The organism is Streptococcus sp. HMSC074B11 (assembly GCF_001808705.1).
In the GTDB taxonomy this organism is placed as follows: Bacteria; Bacillota; Bacilli; order Lactobacillales; family Streptococcaceae; genus Streptococcus.
In genome coordinates this window covers 1-20,079 of the sequence record NZ_KV794246.1, presented here as the reverse complement: position 1 = coordinate 20,079, position 20,079 = coordinate 1, and the positions used below count along the sequence as shown (strand labels likewise).

The following is a 20,079-nucleotide window of genomic DNA, read 5'->3' as shown; positions in this document are numbered from 1 at the left end:
TGACTTCATATTAATAAAAAAGATTTGACTTTTAAGAGTCAAATCTTTTTGTATAGGGGAGGAGAATAAAAATGGTAGAGTATTCTGTCGTAGTTACAAGCACTGTCCTGAATTAATCGAGAAAAATTGTTGTGGATAAAAGTTTAAGGTTTTGCTATCTCTTTTATTGATTTTGTGATATAATTAACACGTAAAAAAAATTAAGGAGTCTTTCCAAATGGCAAAATTGACTGTTAAAGACGTTGAGTTGAAAGGGAAAAAAGTTCTCGTTCGTGTTGACTTCAACGTTCCTGTAAAAGATGGCGTGATTACTAATGACAACCGTATCACTGCAGCTCTTCCAACTATCAAGTACATCCTTGAACAAGGTGGACGTGCGATTCTCTTCTCTCACCTTGGACGTGTAAAAGAAGAAGCAGACAAAGCTGGTAAATCACTTGCTCCTGTTGCTGCTGACTTGGCTGCTAAATTGGGTCAAGAAGTTACATTCCTTCCAGGTGTAACTCGTGGTGCTGAATTGGAAGCTGCAATTAACGCTCTTGAAGATGGACAAGTTCTTTTGGTTGAAAACACTCGTTACGAAGATGTTGACGGCAAGAAAGAATCTAAAAACGATCCTGAACTTGGTAAATACTGGGCATCACTTGGAGATGGTATCTTCGTAAACGATGCATTCGGTACTGCTCACCGTGCACACGCATCTAACGTTGGTATCTCAGCAAACGTTGATAAAGCAGTTGCTGGTTTCCTTCTTGAAAACGAAATTGCCTACATCAAAGAAGCAGTTGAAGCTCCAGAACGTCCATTCGTAGCTATCCTTGGTGGGTCTAAAGTATCTGATAAGATTGGTGTTATCGAAAACCTTCTTGCCAAAGCTGATAAAGTTCTTATCGGTGGTGGTATGACTTACACATTCTACAAAGCTCAAGGTATCGAAATCGGTAACTCACTTGTAGAAGAAGACAAATTGGATGTGGCGAAAGCTCTTCTTGAAAAATCAAACGGCAAATTGATCTTGCCAGTTGACTCAAAAGAAGCAAACGCATTTGCTGACTACACTGAAGTGAAAGACACTGAAGGTGAAGCAGTAGACCCAGGATTCCTTGGTCTTGATATCGGACCTAAATCAATTGCTAAATTCGACCAAGAATTGACAGGTGCGAAAACAGTTGTTTGGAACGGACCTATGGGTGTGTTTGAAAACCCTGACTTCCAAGCTGGTACAATCGGTGTTATGGACGCTATCGTAAAACAACCTGGCGTTAAATCAATCATCGGTGGTGGTGACTCAGCTGCTGCAGCTATCAACCTTGGTCGTGCAGACAAATTCTCATGGATCTCTACTGGTGGTGGTGCATCTATGGAACTCCTTGAAGGTAAAGAACTTCCAGGATTGGCTGCTCTTACAGACAAATAAGAATATAAAAAAAGGAGAACTTCGGTTCTCCTTTTTTTGCACACTCTGGTGAGATATTTAGAAGTAGAGGGATAATTGGACAGAATCCAAAAAAACAGTAAAATAGAGGAATACGAATCATTATGAAATTTGAGGGTGATATCATGAAAAAGGGAGAAAAGCAAGACAAGACATCCATCTGTGGAATTATCAATGTAACCCCAGATTCCTTTTCGGATGGTGGTCAATTTTTTGCTCTTGAGCAGGCGCTCCAGCAGGCTCGTAAATTGATAGCAGAAGGGGCTAGTATGCTAGATATCGGCGGAGAATCGACTCGGCCTCGGCCGGGAAGTAGCTATGTTGAGATAGAAGAGGAAATCCAGCGTGTTGTTCCAGTGATTAAAGCGATTCGCAAGGAAAGTGATGTCCTCATCTCTATTGATACTCGGAAGAGTCAGGTGGCAGAGGCTGCTTTGGCTGCTGGTGCCAATCTAGTCAATGATATCACTGGTCTTATGGGTGATGAGAAAATGGCCCATGTGGTTGCTAAGGCTGGTGCGAAAGTAGTCATTATGTTTAATCCAGTCATGGCGCGACCTCAGCACCCTAGCTCGCTCATCTTCCCTCATTTTGGTTTTGGTCAAACCTTTACAGAAAAAGAGTTAGCTGACTTTGAAAAAATGCCAATTGAAGACTTGATGGAGGCTTTCTTTGACAGAGCCCTATCGAGAGCGGACGAAGCTGGAATCGCACAAGAAAATATCCTGTTGGATCCAGGAATCGGCTTTGGTCTGACCAAGAAAGAAAATTTGCTTCTTTTACGGGATCTGGATAAACTACATCAGAAGGGCTATCCAATCTTTCTTGGAGTGTCGCGTAAGCGGTTTGTCATCAATATCCTTGAAGAAAATGGCTTTGAAGTCAATCCTGAGACAGAACTTGGTTTCCGCAATAGGGACACGGCTTCGGCTCATGTAACCAGTATCGCTGCGAGACAGGGTGTGGAAGTGGTGCGCGTGCATGACGTAGCCAGTCACAAGATGGCAGTTGAAATTGCATCAGCCATTCGATTGGCTGATGAAGCGGAAAATTTAGATTTAAAACAATATAAATAAGATGAAAGAAATTGAAAACAATCAGTGGATTGCTAACTACCGGACGGATCAACCGCATTTTGGCTTGGAACGAATGGTGGAACTGTTAGCTTTGCGCGGAAATCCCCATCTCAAACTCAAAGTCATCCATATCGGAGGAACCAATGGCAAGGGTTCGACCATTGCTTTTTTGAAAAATATGCTAGAAAAGATGGGGCTAAGAGTTGGAGTCTTTAGCTCACCCTATCTGATTCATTATACCGATCAGATTGCCATTAATGAGGAATCTATCCCAGAAGCAAGATTAGAGGCCTTGATGGTAGCCTATCGCTCACTACTTGAGGGGGAGCATGCTCATGATTTGCAGGGGACGACAGAGTTTGAGATTATCACTGCTATAGCCTATGACTATTTTGCTTCTGAGCAAGTCGATGTGGCCATTATGGAAGTAGGTATGGGTGGACTTTTGGATAGTACCAATGTTTGTCAGCCTACCTTAACAGGTATTACGACCATTGGACTGGATCACGTAGCTCTTCTGGGGAACACTCTAGAAGCCATCGCGGAGCAGAAAGCAGGTATTATTAAACAGGGGATTCCTTTGGTGACCGGTCACATTGCCCCAGAAGCTTTAGCTGTTATCGACCGTGTAGCAGCAGGAAAAGATGCTCCTAGAATCATCTACGGGAAAGATTATCAAGTCAGTCATCAAGTGAGTGTGGGGACTGGCGAAGTCTTTGACTATACAAGCCCACTTAGACAAGGTCGCTTCCAGACAGGCCTGCTTGGTTTGCACCAGGTAGAGAATGCTGGGATGGCACTTGCCTTGTTGGATACCTTTTGTCAAGAGACTGGGCGAGAATTGCCAGAAAATGATATAGTGGCTCAAGCCTTAGAGGGAACAAGTTGGCCTGGACGTTTGGAAGTTGTTTCTAGGGAACCCTTGATGATTTTGGATGGGGCCCACAATCCCCATGCCATCAAGGCTTTGTTAGCTACTCTGGAAGAACGATTTACTGATTATCATAAGGAAATCCTCTTTACTTGCATTAAAACCAAAGCTTTAGAGGATATGTTGGACTTGTTGAAAACAGTTCCAGATGCGAAGCTTACTCTAACACATTTTGACGATAGTCGGGCGACGGATGAAAAAGTCTTGAAAGAGATGGCTGATTCTAGAAATCTCAACTACCAAAGTTGGCAGGAATTTCTAGACAAAAAATTATCAGAAAATGAAGAGAAAAAAACAGTTAGGATTATCACGGGCTCATTATACTTTTTAGCCCAAGTGAGAACCTACCTAATGGAGAGGAAAAATTAGAATGGATACACAAAAAATTGAAGAAGCTGTAAAAATGATTATCGAGGCAGTTGGTGAGGATGCAAATCGCGAAGGCTTGCAGGAAACACCAGCCCGTGTCGCTCGTATGTACCAAGAGATTTTTTCAGGTCTTGGGCAAACTGCTGAAGAGCACCTGTCAAAATCTTTTGAGATTATCGATGACAATATGGTAGTGGAAAAGGATATCTTTTTCCACACCATGTGTGAACACCACTTTTTACCATTTTATGGTCGAGCTCATATTGCCTACATTCCTGATGGGCGTGTAGCAGGCTTATCAAAGTTAGCTCGTACGGTGGAAGTCTACTCTAAAAAGCCACAGATTCAAGAGCGTTTGAATATCGAAGTGGCTGATGCCTTGATGGAGTATTTGGGAGCCAAGGGAGCCTTCGTTGTCATTGAAGCAGAACATATGTGTATGAGTATGCGCGGTGTTCGAAAACCCGGAACTGCAACCTTGACAACAGTAGCTCGTGGTCTATTTGAGACAGATAAGGATCTTCGTGATCAGGCTTATCGTTTAATGGGACTATAATACTCTTCGAAAATCAAATTCAAACCACGTCAGCTTCCATCTGCAACCTCAAAACAGTGTTTTGAGCAGCCTGCGGCTAGCTTCCTAGTTTGCACTTTGATTTTCATTGAGTATAAAAAGAATCCGCTTTGGGCGGATTTTTCTAGAAAGGACTAGTTATGGATCAACTGCGAATTAAAGACCTAGAAATTTTCGCCTTTCATGGACTTTTTCCTAGTGAGAAGGAACTGGGGCAGAAGTTTGTCGTTTCAGCCACCCTATCCTATGATATGACCAAGGCTGCGACAGACTTGGATTTAACTGCTTCTGTCCATTACGGAGAACTTTGCCAGCAATGGACGACATGGTTTCAGGAAAATACTGAAGATTTGATTGAAACAGTAGCCTACAAACTAGTAGAGCGTACTTTTGAGACCTACCCTCTCGTTCAAGAGATTGAGCTGGAACTAAAAAAACCTTGGGCACCTATCCATCTACCGCTGGATACTTGTTCAGTAACCATCCACCGTCGCAAACAGTGTGCCTTTATCGCTTTAGGAAGCAATATGGGGGATAAGGCGGCTAATCTCAAGCAAGCTATTGACCAAATGAAAGCTCGTGGTATCCATATTCTCAAAGAGTCTAGTGTCTTAACGACCGAGCCTTGGGGTGGTGTGGAGCAGGATAGCTTTGCCAATCAAGTCATTGAAGTGGAAACCTGGTTGCCAGCTCCAATCTTGTTAGAAACCTTGTTAGAGATTGAATCAGAAATGGGACGGGTCAGAGAGGTTCATTGGGGACCTCGATTGATTGACCTGGATTTGCTTTTTGTAGAGGACCAGATCATCTATACAGACAACCTTATCTTGCCCCATCCTTATATCGCTGAGCGCCTCTTTGTCTTAGAGTCTCTGCAGGAAATTGCACCTCATTTCATCCATCCAACACTGAAACAACCGATTCGCCACTTGTATCGTCAATTGGAGAAAGAAAATGCCTAAGTTTTTCGAAACTTATAGTAAATGGAAAAGTCTAGGGGAAGGAATGCTAGCTATTATCCTCGGTCTTCTCTTGATTTGTTTTGGACAGATTGTACCGAGGCTTGGTTATCAACTCTTGATGGCCTACTTTTCCTTGTCGACTGTTTGGCATTTATTGACACGATGGTTTCAGGAAAAGTCCCGTAGAGAAAATATTTTTGTAACCGTAGCCAAGTTAGGACTTGCTGTCATTCTATTTGATTCAGTCATCCTGCAAGGGATAGCCCTCTATGTCTTAGTCATTGCTATTGGAAGTTATCAATTGTTTACAGGTTTGATTAGCCTGATTACCTGGTTGACTTACCGAAATAATCATATCCATCCGAGGCTCAATTACTTATTTGATGCTTTGTGGATGATGGGATTTGGTCTCTATAGTATCTCCCCTTTTCATGACGCAACAAATTTTGAATTGCTCTTACTTGGTTTTTACTTACTGATGTTAGGGGCAAGTAGTCTCAGAGATGGTTTCTTTTTTGAAAAAGGAATCCGTAATCCTAGGCTTAAGCGGAAGATACGAATGACCCTGCCCATTTTTGTAACAGCTCTAATTCCTATCAATACCCTACGTCGATTGAATAAATGGTTTTCTAATCATGAGTCCGAAGAAGGGAAAGTACATTCAGAGAGAAAAAATGACCAGACAGTTGATATGGAAATTTTTATCCATACTTCAGAATCCTCTTTCTTTTTAGCCATGGGGCATGTGGATATCTGCTATCAAGGTCAGGTTATTTCCTATGGTTCTTATGATCCGCACTCGGAGCGTTTATTTGGGATGATTGGGGATGGGGTTCTATTTAAGGCTAATCGAGAAAAGTATATCGAACTCTGTAAGAGAGAAAGCCAGAAAACTCTCTTTGTCTATGGCTTAAGCTTGTCTGAACAACAGAAAGAAGCAATCGAGGAACAACTGAGAGAAATTGAAGAACTCTTAATTCCTTGGGAACCAAGTTCTCAACTCATGAAAAGAAGAGAAGGAGAAATCAAGCATACCTACTCTTATCAGCTGAAACACGAGGCTGATGCCGCTCTTTATAAGTTTAGTTCGTCTAAGTTTAAGACCTATTTTGTTCTCAGTACAAATTGTGTCTTATTGGCTGACTCTATCGTGGGTAAAGCTGGAACAGACATTCTCAGCCCCCAAGGATTTATCGTCCCAGGAACTTATCAGGATTATCTTGATTTAGAATATACCAAACCAAGTGGTATAGTAGTCAGTCGTTCTATTTATTAGCAAAAAGAAAACTCTAGTTTCCTAAGTAGATAGGGGAAGCTAGAGTTTTTAAAATAGGTCATTTTCTTCTGGTAGGAGAATGGTTTCCTTCCCATCCATATCTAGCACCAGAACTTTAGGTGGATAGAGTGGGTCAAAGGGATGGTTGAAGTCAAAGTCAATCGTTGTTGGAAGATGTTGACTAGAAAAACGAAAAGTGATGGAGCCTTCATTATTCAAAAGCCGAAATTCCAATTCATCTTCTAGATCAAAAACATGCTTTAAAAAATGATCGATTATATACCAGATTGAATCGATAACATCGTCGGGTAAATTGGTCACTACACCGAAACTAGCGCATCGTCTATGAGAATCTGTAAAAGCCATCCCTATCTCCTAATTGATTTTTTTATTATCATACTGCAAACTGCTAGAAAAATCAAGAAAAGTCAACTACCTTTAAAAAGATGGGAATGATTTTGAAATTTTTTCAACGAATCTTCATCAAATGCTTGAAAATGCTTACAATTAGTGGTAAAATGAGAACAGTAGAATCATGAAAACAAAATTTTCAAAGTAGAAAGGAAACGGAATGAACACAGATGATACAGTAACAATTTATGACGTTGCCCGAGAAGCGGGAGTGTCAATGGCGACTGTCAGTCGTGTTGTCAATGGCAATAAGAATGTCAAGGAAAACACCCGTAAGAAAGTTCTAGAGGTCATTGATCGCCTTGACTACCGCCCTAATGCAGTAGCTCGTGGTCTAGCAAGCAAGAAAACAACAACAGTTGGAGTTGTTATTCCAGATATCACAAACACTTATTTCTCTACCCTTGCTAAAGGGATTGACGATATCGCGGAAATGTACAAATACAACATCGTCCTTGCTAACAGTGATGAGGATGATGAAAAGGAAGTATCTGTGGTCAATACTCTCTTTTCTAAACAGGTGGATGGCGTTATCTTCATGGGTTATCATTTAACTGAGAAGATTCGCTCAGAGTTTTCACGCTCACGCACACCTGTGGTTCTTGCAGGAACAGTGGACATAGAACACCAACTTCCAAGTGTCAATATTGACTATAAACATGCTACTGTTGATGCAGTCCGCCATCTCTTGAAACGAAATAAAAAAATTGCCTTCGTTAGTGGACCATTAGTGGATGATATTAATGGCAAGATTCGCTTGGCTGGTTACAAAGATGCTTTGAAAGAAGCGGGAATTAACTACAGTGAAGGTCTTGTTTTTGAATCAAAATACCGTTATGATGATGGTTATGCCTTGGCAGAACGCTTGATTTCTTCTAAAGCAACAGCAGCGATTGTAACAGGTGATGAATTAGCGGCAGGTGTTTTGAACGGACTTGCTGACAAGGGAGTTTCTGTACCGGAAGACTTTGAAATTATCACCAGTGATGATTCACAAATCGCGCGCTATACTCGTCCAAACCTAACCACCATTGCGCAACCTTTGTATGATCTTGGTGCTATTAGTATGCGTATGTTGACGAAGATTATGCATAAGGAAGAGTTAGAAGAGCGTGAAGTTCTTTTGCCACATGGTTTGGTAGAACGTCATTCAACTCGTAAAGATTAACAAGAAGAGGCTGGGACAAAAGTCCTAGCCTCTCAATTGTCTTTGGATTGTCGAGCAAGACGCAGTGGTTGAGTGGGCTCTACTACGCTGATTTCATCAGCTTTTACAGCCCTACTCAACTGTGCGGAGGTGGGACGACGAAATCGAATTCTAACGAATTACCGATTTCTGTCCCACTCTCGCTTTTTAGTAGTAAAAACTTTTTGGTCAATGGTTCAAGCATCAAGTTGATGGTAGAAGGCTTGCGGGGGTGACTAGAAAACAAGACTTGACCTAGTAATTTCTATTTCACCACTTTTTTATACTCAATGAAAATCAAAGAGCAAACTAGGAAACTAGCCGCAGGTTGCTCAAAGCACTGCTTTGAGGTTGTAGATGAAACTGACGAAGTCAGTAACCATACCTACGGCAAGGCGACGTTGACGAGGTTTGAATTTGATTTTCGAAGAGTATTATCCTTCCATATAGGCTCGTAATTCATCCCCTGTAAGGCCAGCATTGATAGCAATGAGGAGTTTGAGACGGGCCTTTTGAGCGTTTAGCTCTTTGACAAAGAAGATACCAGCATTTTGTAGACAAACGCCACCCCCTTCATAGGCATAAACAGGTTCAGCAATCCCGTTAAAACAACGAGAAACCAAGGCGATTGGGAGTCCTTCTTGGATAAGGGCGTTCAATTTTTGTGATGTTTCCTTGGGAACATTTCCAGCACCAAAGGCCTGGATAATAAGACCATCTAGCTGGTCAACAGGAAGCAAATCAAGGAGTTCTTCTGTCATACCAGCATAGACTGGAATAATTGGAACCAAGCCCTGGATCCTATCAAGGTCAAAACGAACACGGGGTTCAGCTGTTTTGAAGTAGAGAATCTCGTATTTCATGATGAGCCCAAGAGGGCCGTGGGTCGGCGTTTGAAAGGTACTAACATTTGTCGTGTGCGTCTTGGTCACATACTTAGCAGCGTGGATTTCATCATTCATCACGACCAAGACCCCCTTATCAGCAGCCTTATCGTCACTCGCTACGCGTAGGGCACTGAGATAATTGTAGACACCATCGCTTCCGAGTTCGTTGGAACTACGCATGGCACCTGTTAGTACGATCGGTTTATGAGGAACCTCCATGGTATCGAGGAAATAGGCAGTTTCTTCCAAGGTATCTGTCCCATGTGTAATCACGAAACCTTCATAATGATCAGCCTCCTCTTTGATTTTTTGATAGAGGGCCAGCATATGCTTGGGTTTAATATGGGGACTTGGCAGATTAAAAAAGTCGAGCGCGTGGACTTCAACTCCTCCAAGTGGATTGGATACATGATTCATAGGGTTTTCTTGGCTAGTTACAACAGCGCCAGAGTCATCGGCTTGCATGGAAATAGTACCACCCGTATGTAAAACAAGGATTTTCTTAGGCATGATTTACTCACTCTTTCTGAAATGTGGTATAATCATTGTATCACAAAAGGGGAGAATGAGGTAGGATGGAAGTCAAAGCTGTTTTTTTTGATATCGATGGAACACTAGTCAACGATCGCAAGAGTGTTTTGAAATCCACTAAGGACGCGATTAAGATTGTGAAGGACCAGGGGGTGCTTGTTGGAGTAGCGACAGGGCGAGGACCTTTTTTTGTTAAGGATTTAATGGAAGATTTAGATTTGGATTTTGCCGTAACCTATAACGGCCAATATATCTTTAATAAAAACAGAGTCTTGTTTACAAGTCCTCTTTCCAAGTCTCATTTACGGCAGTTGATCACCTATGCCAAAAAAGAGGGCAAGGAGATTGCTCTAGGGACCAAGGATGCCATGCTGGGTTCGAAAATCATGTCTTTTGGCCTAGGTTCTTTTTCTCAAAGGGTGAGTCGCTTTGTCCCCTCTATGTTGACTCGTACAGTTAGTCATTCCTTTAATCGAATGGTGAGTAAGATTGTTCCTCAGAAGGAAGAGGACTTGCTTCACTTGATGAATCAGCCCATTTATCAAGTTTTGATGCTAATGACGCCAGAAGAATCTGAGAAAGCAGCAGCTGATTTTAAAGACTTGAAATTAACTCGTAGTAATCCTTTTGCAGCCGATGTCATCAATCAAGGAAATTCCAAGCTAGAAGGCATTCGCCGAGTCGGAAAAGAGTATGGTTTTGATCTCAATCAAGTCATGGCCTTTGGTGACTCGGACAATGACCTAGAGATGTTGGCGGGTGTTGGGATGTCAGTCGCTATGGGCAATGGTAGTAGCAGTGTCAAGGAAGTGGCGAAGCATATCACAACCAGCAACCAGCAAGATGGGATTCACAAGGCCTTGGAACACTTTGGTGTTTTGGCTTCAGAGAAAGTCTTTGTCAGCCGTGACTATCATTTCAATAAGGTCAAAACCTTCCACCACATGATGGATGAACGAACTCAAGAAGAGCCACAAGCTTGGGATTTAGAAGGTGCTACCCATAGAGCGGGATTTAAGATAGAAGAACTGGTCGAGTTTGTTCGAGCTGCTAGCTCTTCTGAAGAAGACTTCGAACGGGCAGTTGGACAGTTACACCAAGCGCTGGATCAAGCAGCACAGAAAGTTGCTAAGAAAACACCTGCTAAGCAAGATTTGGTAGGGCAAGTAGATGCTTTAATTGATACCTTGTATTTCACCTATGGTAGCTTTGTTTTGATGGGGGTGGATCCAGAGCGGATTTTTGATATTGTCCATCAAGCCAATATGGGTAAAATGTTTCCAGATGGAAAAGCTCATTTTGACCCAGTTACTCACAAAATCCTAAAACCAGATGACTGGGAGGAGAGATATGCTCCAGAACCAGCCATTAAAAAGGAGATTGAGCGTCAGATAAAGGCCTATGAACGCCACAAGGAAAGAGCCGATAAGAAATAGGCGATAGAAAAGGAAGCCTTGAATGCTTTTTTGATTTCCTGGCTCCAACTACTGCATCAACAATTTATGAAAAAAATGAGGTTAGGAGAAAAATCCCAACCTCATTTCTTTTTTATTACAAAGTTTTGTCCTTATCTCTAACGACGAGAAGGTCAACGCTGGTATGGCGTAGGATATATTCTGATGAAGAACCAACTAGCAGGCGCTCGAAAGCATTGAGCCCTGTTGCTCCAACCAAAATCAAATCAACCTTTTCTTTGTCTGGAATTGTTTTAGCTAAGAGAGTTTTAGGGTTACCCATCTCAATAACAACTTTTATGTCTGTGAGACCAGCATCTCTTGCACGCTTTTCGTATTCTGCCATCAAATCGTTGGCCTCGACTTGTAACTCTTCGTAAACTTCGGCATCAAATGTTGAGATGCTTTGAAGAGCACGTGTGTCAATGACATGAGCAATAGTTAGTTTCGCTTGGTTACGCAGTGCTGAATGAACTCCTTTGATGAAAGCCAAGTCGGCTTCCTTAGAACCGTCAACTGCTACCATGATATTTTCATAACGTTGTGTCATAGCAAAAACCTCCTCATTCTTATTACCTTCATTGTAATCCTTTTCACTAAAAAAGTAAAGTAAAAAACGATAGGAAGAAGATAGATGCTTTTTGACTTTGACTTGGAGTTTGTTATAATAAAAATAGAAAAGCTAAGAGGAATAGATATGACAAAAATCGCAGTATTATCAGATATACATGGCAATACAACAGCCTTAGAGGCTGTTCTGGCAGATGCCCAGAAGGCGGGGGTTGATGAGTATTGGCTCTTAGGAGATATCCTCATGCCTGGAACAGGACGAAAAAATATTCTTCAGATATTGGACACTTTACCCATTACTCTTAGAGTTCTGGGCAATTGGGAAGATAGTCTTTGGCGAGCCTGTCATCGCAAGTTAGATGAAAGCAGACCGAGCCATCGCTACCTCTTGCGCCAGTGTCAGTATATTATGGAAGAAATCAGCATCAAGGAGATTGAGGCACTGCAAGACTATCCTTTGCAAGTGCACCGTCAGTTTGGAGATCTGAAGCTAGGGATTAGTCATCACTTGCCTGATAAAAACTGGGGGCGAGAATTGATTCACCTTGGTAAGCAAGAGGATTTTGATCGTCTTGTCACCAATCCAGATTGCGATATTGCCATTTATGGTCATATCCATCAGCAGTTTCTTCGTTATGGTAGTGGCTGGCCAGCTTATCCTGAATCCAGGTTCGATTGGACAACCCTTCTTTTTATCTGAGAATTTACGCAAAGACTTGCGGGCCCAATACATGATCTTAGAATTTGACGAAAAAGGTTTAAAAGATGCTGATTTTCGTCGTGTCGATTATGATATTGAGGCAGAATTACAGCTAGCCAAAGACTTACAATTACCCTACTACCAAGTTTATTATGAAAGCTTAGTTAATGGGATTCACCATACCCACAATCAGGACTTGTTGCACGAAATCGCTCAGAGTCAAGGACATGATGTTGAATTGAACGACTGGCTTAGTGGTAACTCTTGACATTACAACTAGAAGAGATATAATAAACTTAAGAAAAGAAGGAACTAATCTGATGAAAAAAGGAGAAGAGGATGCAAATTTCAAGTCGATTTACCATCGCGACCCATATGTTGATCATTATTGCCCTAAAAGGGAAGGAAAGCAAGGTGACTAGTGATTTTCTAGCTAGTAGTGTTGGAGTCAATCCAGTTATTATCCGTAAAAACTTGTCCCAACTGAAAAAGGCAGAGTTGATCTCAGTCGCGCGTGGAACTGGAGGGGCAGAGATTATCAAAAATCTTGAGGATATCAGTCTTTTGGATATTTATCAAGCGGTCGAATGCCTTGGAAAAACTGGACAACTCTTTAGTTTTCATGATAATCCCAATCCAGCCTGTCCAGTAGGAGCTAACATCCATGGGGTTTTAGATGAGAAATTACAAAAGATTCAGCTAGCCATGGAGCAGGAGCTGAGCCAAACCAGTCTTGCTCAAGTGGTGGCAGATGCAGAGAGTAGGATAGAAGGATAAGGGGATCTTAGATCCTCTTTTTTATGTGGATAATGATGATAAAATAGAATCATTAAAGGAGGAAGAAATGTATCTCGTTATAGGAATTGTATTAGCATTTATGCTGTCATTTTGGAAGGATAATCAAAGTGGCTCTTTATATTTTTCTATGGATTATTATTCCTTGCCCTTCTGTTATCCTATAAGGGAATTCTTTGGTAGAATAAAAAAATAAACAAAAAAAGCTAGTTTTCTGATATTCAGAATTCTAGCTTTTTCGTTTTGTATCGTTAAGCTGAGTGCTCATATATAAATAAAACTGTAAATGATTATTCTTTCAAAAAAAGGTAATTTTAAAGATCACCAAGCGAGATGGTGTTCAGTTCGCTAATAACTTGAAGCTGGGGCATACGTCCAATATTGATTAGTTTTGGATGTTTTAAACCTTCGACATCAAAGTTGGTTAAAATGGCATCATATCCAGCCTCCATAATCTCATCAACATTCAATGTAGCCTTGTCCCATGTTTCAAACTGGATATTTTTAGAAGTGTAGTATTTATAGAGAGAGATGAGGGCCCGAGGATGAGCAAAGTCAAATTCACTCAAAAAAAGGACACGAACCTTATTCTGAGATTCTAACAGTTGTTCCATCAAATCTGAAGCGTGAGTCAAGAGAGTGTAAACCAGATGGACGACAGCGTGTGCCAGTTCTTTTTGTCCCAAGCTAGACTTATAACGCATCATTTCGAAAACAGCTGCTTCGTAAAATTCAGGGAAGAATTTCTTGATTTTTTTGAGCGTATAGGATTTATTATGAGAAATGATGGATTCTGAGTTGATTTCTTGACGTTCAAGAAGAGCGGTATTGTGTAGGTGCCAGACTAGCTCGTCTGTATTTGTAAAGTGAATTCCAAATTCACGAGTCAAATTATCGAGGACATCTCGGGCAGCGTGGTAAGAGTGGTTAACTTCCTTATCATCTGAACGGGCGGCTAGAAAATCTTCAACAGTAAAGAAGATTCCTTTTTGAGTATAAGAATCAAAGATTTGTTCTAAGGTATGACGGTTAACCTCGATATTCAGACGCTTAGCCAATGGTTCGAGTTGATCTTGGAACTCTGGCAGTTGATCATATAAAGGAAGATCATTTGTAGAATCGCTCGTTGTTTGGATGGTTGCACCGATCTTAAATCGGTGCAAATTAACAGCTATTTGTGTTTCTAGCTGCAACAAGTTGGCATAATTGGCAGGAAATCCTGTCATTTTAAGAAAGAAAGCAACAAATTCTTCAATGTCTTTCTTAGAATCAGTAAATGGCCATTTGAAGTAACCATAGGCTTCATGGAAATACTGGGCAAAAAAGAAACGGATGTCTTTTTCGTCTCCAATGATAGAGATTGGAGTGACCTTGAGTTTGAAGCGGTATTTATTTTGCAAGGTATGATTAATCTCAGCAACCTTTTTTCGAAGTGCAGGAAGCGAAACATCAAGAGTTTGAGCTAGATGTTCATAGGTAAATGGTTCTTCTAATAAAAAGAATGCTCTCAAAACTTGGAAGTTAGAAGAATCTTGTAAAATGTGGCGGTAAATTCGTTCAACGCCTAAATTGTTATTATTGGCGAGTCTGATACCAGCTGTTGAAGATTGGATTTCGAAGCAAGAGAGAACTTCGCGCATCTCCTTGATGTCACTTTTGATGATACGAGTGTTGATGTCTAGGGCTTCTGCCAGGGGATCCAGGTGGATCCAGTCTGAATTTTCAAATAAATATTCTAAAATTCTTAATTGCCTTTGTTCTTTTTGAGTTAATAGGGCTCTCATAAATTATTCCTCCTGTAATAAAATTGATTATAACAAACAAAAATCATATTTTTAGAGATGTTAGTTATTATATCACAAGTAAATCAAAAAACAAAGAATATGCCTGTATTTGTTATATTGTATTTTAAAAGAAAAATCGTCATTTTAGAATTTTTTTGTATGAAAAGAATTTTTAAATATATAATTCGAAATGATTGACTAAAATGAATCTTTGTTTTATAATTTATATTGTATGTTAAAGACATGCTATAATTTTAAAATTAGGAGAAAAGATTCATGTATTTTAATCGTAAAAATGCAGAACAGAAAAACTGGCGAATGATCAAAAAAGGGAAGCATTTCCTATTTGGTTGTTCGCTTGTCTTTGCAGTTGGGGCAACTTTGGTAGCTCCATCAGTCAAAGCAGATACAGTAGGACCTAAGCCGGAAGCTGATTCTACTACGGGAACAACTAAGTCAACTGCAGATGAAGGAAATGGTACTTATGCAGCACCAGCTGTAGAAGTAGCTCCATCATCACCAGTGGCTCCAGCTACAGTAGTTACTGAAGGGAAAACTGAAAAAGCAGTTGAAACTACTCAAAATTCTAAAGAAGAACCAGTAGTTGCGACTGAAAAAGCTAAGGAAGCAGATAGCATCCAAGCGCCAGAAGTGACGGTTGTTTATGATCCATCAGCACTTACTGATGAAGAAAAAGCAAAAGTTGTAGCAGCTGTTAAAGCGGTAAACCCTACAGCGACTGATGTTCAAGTCCAAGCAGACGGATCAGTAGTTGTGACTTTTGCAGATGGTTCAAGAGCAAACTTAACAGCAGCACAAACGATCAAAGATGGTTCTCAGGTCGTTAGAACACGTCGAGGCAGAGCACTAGCAGAAACACGTTCAGCATCAACTGAAACACGTGCGTCAGATGGTGCACAAAATCTTGATTATTCTAACAAACCAGATTCTGAAGGCTTCATTAAGATGAACTATGAAGTGGATAATGCCCAAAATGCAATCCACTGGACAGTTGTTGTAAATGGTGGTCGCGTGGGAAACCAAGCTAGTGGTTATTCTTATTTTACTGTTCCAAAAGATTCTGTAGGGACTCCGACTAACTGGAGAGTGTTGCAAACGGATAAAAATGGAAATACCATGAGTGATCGTCGTTATTGGAAAGATAATGATGGTGCTTACGTAATGGGTGCCAAAGGTAAAATGAATACCTATACTGGTTCTGAAATGACTAAGGAACTGAAGAAGTTATACACAGGTATTGGTAATCCTGCCATTAAGGGGAAAGAGGCAGAAGCAGCGCAACAAGCGTCAGAAAGTTCACAAGCGTTGTACATGCTGACAGCTGACGTAGCAGGTGGAATTGCTAAAAACCCAAGTTGGACGATCACTTTTGATACTCCAATTATTGACAAATCTAAGCCTTTAGACTATACAGCCGGATTGCAAGGAACAGCTGGTATTGGTGGAAAAACGAATATTATGACTGGTTATGCGGATAACTTCATTGATAATGAAAGTTCAAAATTCCAAGCAGTAGCAGTCAAAGAAAAATACACTGCAAAAGTTGGTGGAAGTTTTGATGCGAACCCAGCTACTTATGTAACCAATAAAGCTGGAACTCCAGAATTTCCAAATAACTACCGTGGTGCAACAACATTTGCATGGAAAGACGGGCAAGCTCCAACAGCTACACAAGCAGGTACTTATACTAAAACCGTAGTAGTTACTTACCCAGCTCATTATAACCAAACTCCACAAGAAGTGACAATTACCTTTGAAGTTGAAGGGGAAACACCAAAACCTGTTGCACCAGCAGGTCAGGCTCCAGAAATCACTTCAAATCTTGATGGGAAAGCAAGTACACCAGCTGATGTAACTGTAAAAGCAACAGCAGGCTCAACTGTAAAACTTTATAATAATGATGGTGTTGTGATTGGTGAAGCAGTAGCAAACGACCAAGGTGTAGCAACAATCACTCCAACTAACAGCCTTCCAGAAGGAGAGATTACCGCTACCTCAACACCAGCAGGTGGAAGTGAGTCAGCTAAGAGTGCACCGATTACAGTTACAAAAACACAGTTGACCTATGTAGGTGGAGGAGTTAGTGGTGATAACTACACTCAACTTTTGGTTACCGAGTCACATCTTACAGTTTACCCGGGTGATCCTGTCAATGTAACAATTCAAGCAGCAGGATCACCGTCAATTGAAAAATTTTGGATTCCTAATAATCCTTATTTGGCAAAAGGACTAGCATATACGAATGATCGTAATGGTGGTTTCCTAGATACAGCAGGCTCATCAACTTATAGACAGCGTAAGGCATACTATAGTGGTAATGTTGATATGACGCAGTCTGCAGGTAGTTCCACTGCTACCTATGCTGTTAAAAATAAAAATGGGAAAGTAGTAACGAGAAATCTTACGATTACAGTGCTTGAGACTTCTAAAAAGTACACACCAGCTGTTATCACTAACAAGATCGAAGTTGCTGATCCTAACAATGTAAGTGAAACTGAGAAGGCAGCTATTGCAAAAGCGGTTGGAGACGCGAATACTGCGCTTCCACAAGGAACAACATACGTTGCGGATGAAAAGGGTAATGTTACTATTACTTATCCTGATAAATCAACAGATAAGATTTCTGCGGCATACTTAGTTACACCTGCAAAAGACACCACAGCTCCAGATAAACCAGTTGTGAACACAGACCTAACAGGAAAAGCAGGCACTAAGACTCCGGTTGAAGTGACTGCAGAAAAAGGTTCAACAGTAGCTCTCTACGATAAAGATAACAACAAGATTGGTGAAGCAACAGCTGGAAGCAATGGTAAAGCAACGGTCACTCCAACAGTTAACATTCCAGCAGGAAATGTAACAGCTAAAGCAACAGACGCATCAAGAAACACATCAGACGCAAGTGATCCGAAAGTTGCAACCCCAGCAGCACCACTAGTAGCGCCAACAGTAGAGATTCCTTACTCTAATAAAGCAGATAAAGAAGTTTATGTATACGGTGGGGAAGAAAACTCATTCGATATCAAATTTAAAGATGATAGCGGAAAAATTGCAAGTGCTACTGTAAAACAAGGTGGTAACAGAGTGTTTGCCGATGTTGCAGGTGAAGCAAATACCATCAACACTCAATATGGATTTAAAGCAAATGTTATCACTACTGAAACACCAGCAACAGCAGACGCACCTGCGGTAATCACTTATAGAGGTACCCCAGCAGCGACAGATGGTTTGACCCAAGATAGACTAACTGCAGCAACTAAAGGAGAAAATCCAGCAGGTTTGCCTTTGGGATGGCGTTATGCAACTGCAACTGACACAGATGGTGCATATATTGAGAATGGAGCAGTAGGTGGTACAAACGCAACTGATCCAGGTGCATTCCGTGTCGTGCTTAAGGCGCAAAATCAAAAATATGATATTGCAACTCCAACCCAAAAAGTTATTGTAGCAGATCCATCTAACATAACAGAGGATGACTTTGCTAAAATCAAAGAGAAAGTTCAACTTGAGTACTCTCAAAACAACGATGATGCTAACTTGGCAGGCAAAAAAGGTACAACAGCTGATAAAACTAATAAGATTCAATCAATCACAAAAGATGCGAATGGAAATCTTGTAGTAACCTATACAGATGGTTCAATAGATAAAAAACCATTATCAGAATTTGTAAACGTAGCACCAACAGTAGAGATTCCTTACTCTAATAAAGCAGATAAAGAAGTTTATGTATACGGTGGGGAAGAAAACTCATTCGATATCAAATTTAAAGATGATAGCGGAAAAATTGCAAGTGCTACTGTAAAACAAGGCGGTAACAGAGACTTTACTTCTGTTGCAGGTGAAGCAGATACTATCAATACTCAATATGGATTTAAAGCAAATGTTATCTCTACTGAAACCCCAGCAACAGCGGATGCACCAGCAGTCATTACTTATAGAGGTACTCCAGCAGCGACAGATGGTTTGACACAAGACAGACTAACTGCAGCAACTAAGGGAGAAAATCCAGCTGGTTTGCCTTTAGGATGGCGATATGCAACTGCAACTGATACAGATGGTGCACTGATTGAGAATAAAGCCGTGGGTAGCTCAACTGCAACTGACCCAGGCGCATTCCGTGTCGTGCTTAAGCCACAAAACCAAAAATATGATATTGCAACTCCGACCGAAAAAGTTACTGTAGCAGATCCAGCTAACGTAACCGAAGCTGAGCTAGCTAAAATCAAAGAAAAAGTCCAACTTGAGTACTCTCAAAACAACGATGATGCGAACTTAGCAGACAAAAAAGGGACAACAGCTGATAAAACTAATAAGATTCAATCAGTCGCAAAAGATGCGGATGGAAATCTTGTAGTAACTTATACAGATGGTTCTATAGATAAAAAACCATTATCAGAATTCGTAAACGTAGCTCCAACAGTTGAACTTCCATACTCAAATCAAGCTAATAAACAAATCTATGTTTATACAGGTGAAAACACTGATCTAACATTTAAATCATCAGACAATACTGCTGTTAAAGATATGTATGTACGTGGTCCTGGTGGTATTGGAGAGGATAATACAGCAAGATACGGTTTTACAACTGGAAAAATAGAGAATTCAGCTGTTACGCATGGTGATGGTACTGTATCAGGTGCTACAGCTACTATTAAGATGACGGGTGTTACAACACTTACAGCTCCAAACAGATGGACAAGTTTTGTTGTTGCTAATGACAATGATAATGCACCATCAAATACAGATTTTAATGCATTAGATAAAAATCCGAATGCAACTCAGACACCAGGATATGTTCAATTCATCGTTAAATCACAAACAGATAAGTACGATATTGCAACTCCAGCTCCAGCTGATAAAGTTGAGGTAGCAGATCCAACCAATGTAACAAACGATGACTTAGATAAAATCAAAGAAAAACTTCAACTTGAGTACAATAAGAAAAATGATGATGCGAACATCTCAAAAGATTCTCCAGTTGATAAAAATGGTAAGATTAAATCGGTCACAAAAGATGATCAAGGAAATCTTGTAGTAACCTATACAGATGGTTCTAAAGATACAAAACCATTATCAGAATTTGTAACAAAAGCAACACCAGCGAAACCAAGCACACCAGT

At 40.7% G+C, this 20,079-nt stretch carries 13 protein-coding genes and 2 pseudogenes; 11 read left to right on the top strand and 4 right to left on the bottom strand.

Annotation, left to right across the window (positions count from 1 at the left end; genetic code table 11):
• The first annotated feature begins 217 nt into the window (after positions 1-217).
• From HMPREF2619_RS02005 to HMPREF2619_RS01980, 6 genes are all read left to right on the top strand, one after another.
• Positions 218-1,417, top strand: a complete 1,200-nt coding sequence (locus HMPREF2619_RS02005) for a phosphoglycerate kinase (protein WP_070458676.1) — start codon at positions 218-220, stop codon at positions 1,415-1,417.
• A gap of 122 nt (positions 1,418-1,539) precedes the next feature.
• Positions 1,540-2,511 (top strand): dihydropteroate synthase, encoded by a 972-nt coding sequence (gene folP / locus HMPREF2619_RS02000; RefSeq protein WP_186821476.1) that lies wholly within the window; start codon positions 1,540-1,542, stop codon positions 2,509-2,511.
• Between the two features lies 1 nt (position 2,512).
• The gene (locus tag HMPREF2619_RS01995) at positions 2,513-3,811 is read left to right on the top strand and encodes a bifunctional folylpolyglutamate synthase/dihydrofolate synthase (RefSeq protein ID WP_070458674.1); all 1,299 of its coding nucleotides are present in this window, start codon (positions 2,513-2,515) and stop codon (positions 3,809-3,811) included.
• A gap of 1 nt (position 3,812) precedes the next feature.
• Entirely contained in the window at positions 3,813-4,367 is a 555-nt protein-coding gene (gene folE / locus HMPREF2619_RS01990; protein WP_000380927.1) for a GTP cyclohydrolase I FolE, read from the top strand.
• A 158-nt stretch (positions 4,368-4,525) separates the two neighbouring features.
• A complete protein-coding gene (folK, locus tag HMPREF2619_RS01985; RefSeq protein WP_070458671.1) occupies positions 4,526-5,347 on the top strand; it encodes a 2-amino-4-hydroxy-6-hydroxymethyldihydropteridine diphosphokinase in 822 nt (273 codons plus the stop codon).
• Positions 5,340-6,623 (top strand): hypothetical protein, encoded by a 1,284-nt coding sequence (locus HMPREF2619_RS01980; RefSeq protein ID WP_070458669.1) that lies wholly within the window; start codon positions 5,340-5,342, stop codon positions 6,621-6,623. Before folK ends, HMPREF2619_RS01980 begins: the two co-directional genes overlap by 8 nt.
• Positions 6,624-6,671: 48 nt before the next feature.
• Here the strand turns inward: HMPREF2619_RS01980 and HMPREF2619_RS01975 are convergent, their stop codons facing one another.
• Complete coding sequence (locus HMPREF2619_RS01975) at positions 6,672-6,989, bottom strand: DUF960 domain-containing protein (protein WP_060955265.1); 318 nt, start codon at positions 6,987-6,989, stop codon at positions 6,672-6,674.
• Between the two features lie 205 nt (positions 6,990-7,194).
• Here HMPREF2619_RS01975 and ccpA point away from each other — a divergent pair, with 205 nt between their 5' ends.
• On the top strand, positions 7,195-8,202 hold the full coding sequence (gene ccpA / locus HMPREF2619_RS01970; RefSeq protein ID WP_049503580.1) for a catabolite control protein A: 1,008 nt from the start codon (positions 7,195-7,197) through the stop codon (positions 8,200-8,202).
• A gap of 452 nt (positions 8,203-8,654) precedes the next feature.
• Here ccpA and HMPREF2619_RS01960 read toward each other — a convergent pair whose 3' ends face one another.
• The gene (locus tag HMPREF2619_RS01960) at positions 8,655-9,617 is read right to left on the bottom strand and encodes an asparaginase (RefSeq protein ID WP_070458665.1); all 963 of its coding nucleotides are present in this window, start codon (positions 9,615-9,617) and stop codon (positions 8,655-8,657) included.
• Between the two features lie 65 nt (positions 9,618-9,682).
• On the opposite strand from HMPREF2619_RS01960, the gene HMPREF2619_RS01955 reads away from it, so the two are divergent.
• Positions 9,683-11,074: a Cof-type HAD-IIB family hydrolase gene (locus HMPREF2619_RS01955; RefSeq protein ID WP_061863397.1), complete on the top strand. Its 1,392-nt coding sequence runs from the start codon at positions 9,683-9,685 to the stop codon at positions 11,072-11,074.
• A gap of 115 nt (positions 11,075-11,189) precedes the next feature.
• Here HMPREF2619_RS01955 and HMPREF2619_RS01950 read toward each other — a convergent pair whose 3' ends face one another.
• Positions 11,190-11,642 (bottom strand): universal stress protein, encoded by a 453-nt coding sequence (locus HMPREF2619_RS01950; RefSeq protein WP_049504821.1) that lies wholly within the window; start codon positions 11,640-11,642, stop codon positions 11,190-11,192.
• 147 nt (positions 11,643-11,789) lie between these two features.
• Between HMPREF2619_RS01950 and HMPREF2619_RS01945 the strand changes: the two are divergent.
• A pseudogene (locus tag HMPREF2619_RS01945) lies at positions 11,790-12,630 on the top strand (metallophosphoesterase family protein).
• Between the two features lie 71 nt (positions 12,631-12,701).
• Positions 12,702-13,139, top strand: coding sequence for an Rrf2 family transcriptional regulator (locus HMPREF2619_RS01940; RefSeq protein WP_070458662.1), 438 nt, complete (start codon positions 12,702-12,704; stop codon positions 13,137-13,139).
• A gap of 332 nt (positions 13,140-13,471) precedes the next feature.
• Here the strand turns inward: HMPREF2619_RS01940 and HMPREF2619_RS01935 are convergent, their stop codons facing one another.
• Complete coding sequence (locus HMPREF2619_RS01935) at positions 13,472-14,941, bottom strand: AcpB/EbpR/MafR family transcriptional regulator (protein WP_070458658.1); 1,470 nt, start codon at positions 14,939-14,941, stop codon at positions 13,472-13,474.
• A gap of 276 nt (positions 14,942-15,217) precedes the next feature.
• Here HMPREF2619_RS01935 and HMPREF2619_RS01930 point away from each other — a divergent pair.
• Positions 15,218-20,079 (top strand): annotated as a pseudogene (locus HMPREF2619_RS01930) (hypothetical protein); the annotation flags it as partial.

Excerpts from the sequence above, each read along its gene's own strand:
- HMPREF2619_RS02005 (WP_070458676.1), top strand. The coding sequence starts at position 218 with ATGGCAAAATTGACTGTTAAAGACGTTGAGTTGAAAGGGAAAAAAGTT.
- folP (WP_186821476.1), top strand. The coding sequence starts at position 1,540 with ATGAAATTTGAGGGTGATATCATGAAAAAGGGAGAAAAGCAAGACAAG.
- HMPREF2619_RS01995 (WP_070458674.1), top strand. The coding sequence starts at position 2,513 with ATGAAAGAAATTGAAAACAATCAGTGGATTGCTAACTACCGGACGGAT.
- folE (WP_000380927.1), top strand. The coding sequence starts at position 3,813 with ATGGATACACAAAAAATTGAAGAAGCTGTAAAAATGATTATCGAGGCA.
- folK (WP_070458671.1), top strand. The coding sequence starts at position 4,526 with ATGGATCAACTGCGAATTAAAGACCTAGAAATTTTCGCCTTTCATGGA.
- HMPREF2619_RS01980 (WP_070458669.1), top strand. The coding sequence starts at position 5,340 with ATGCCTAAGTTTTTCGAAACTTATAGTAAATGGAAAAGTCTAGGGGAA.
- HMPREF2619_RS01975 (WP_060955265.1), bottom strand. The coding sequence starts at position 6,989 with ATGGCTTTTACAGATTCTCATAGACGATGCGCTAGTTTCGGTGTAGTG.
- ccpA (WP_049503580.1), top strand. The coding sequence starts at position 7,195 with ATGAACACAGATGATACAGTAACAATTTATGACGTTGCCCGAGAAGCG.
- HMPREF2619_RS01960 (WP_070458665.1), bottom strand. The coding sequence starts at position 9,617 with ATGCCTAAGAAAATCCTTGTTTTACATACGGGTGGTACTATTTCCATG.
- HMPREF2619_RS01955 (WP_061863397.1), top strand. The coding sequence starts at position 9,683 with ATGGAAGTCAAAGCTGTTTTTTTTGATATCGATGGAACACTAGTCAAC.
- HMPREF2619_RS01950 (WP_049504821.1), bottom strand. The coding sequence starts at position 11,642 with ATGACACAACGTTATGAAAATATCATGGTAGCAGTTGACGGTTCTAAG.
- HMPREF2619_RS01940 (WP_070458662.1), top strand. The coding sequence starts at position 12,702 with ATGCAAATTTCAAGTCGATTTACCATCGCGACCCATATGTTGATCATT.
- HMPREF2619_RS01935 (WP_070458658.1), bottom strand. The coding sequence starts at position 14,941 with ATGAGAGCCCTATTAACTCAAAAAGAACAAAGGCAATTAAGAATTTTA.